Origin of the sequence: Pseudomonas sp. EL_65y_Pfl1_R83 (assembly GCF_963970695.1) — a bacterium.
In the GTDB taxonomy this organism is placed as follows: Bacteria; Pseudomonadota; Gammaproteobacteria; order Pseudomonadales; family Pseudomonadaceae; genus Aquipseudomonas; species Aquipseudomonas tritici.
The window spans coordinates 1-499 of the sequence record NZ_CAXAQI010000289.1; the positions used below are offsets into that span (position 1 = coordinate 1).

At 55.1% G+C, this 499-nt stretch carries 1 protein-coding gene; it reads left to right on the top strand.

Annotated features, from left to right (window positions below):
* Positions 1–245: 245 nt before the first annotated feature.
* Positions 246–499: hypothetical protein (locus AACY08_RS28925; RefSeq protein WP_339472506.1), on the top strand; the 254-nt coding region annotated here is incomplete at its 3' end.

Sequence of the window (499 nt, forward strand, 5' to 3'; positions counted from 1 at the left end):
CTTCTCAACCCGACGCTGGCGCAAGGGCAACGCTTCTGACGTAAGCGCCCGGAGCGGCCCAAATCCTTGGAAACCCCGCCCTACAACAGTCGAGCTAGGATTCCACCTCGTCGGCTGCTGCGCCAACCGGCCTAACGCGGGCCTAACGCCCCATTTCCCGGATTGACAGGTTTGATATGATGCCAGCACCTTCTGGCGTGCTTTCAAAAATCTAAATTCAGGCAAGCGTGCGGAAGAACCGATCGATGAAACGTTTATTCAAACAATTTCGGCACCTGCTCCTTGTCACTGCTACGGTGATGATGGCCGCTAATGCGTCACCAAGCTTTGCGCAGCGTACCGCTCTTGAACTGGCACAAGCAGGATTTTTGGCAAAGGACCGGGAAGATTTCGAGCTTGCAATCCGGCTATTCGACAACGCCCTGAAGCAAGGAATCTTCGAAGACAAACAACGCGGGTTTCTCTTGTACAGCCGCGGCGCCTCGTACGATTCGCTTGG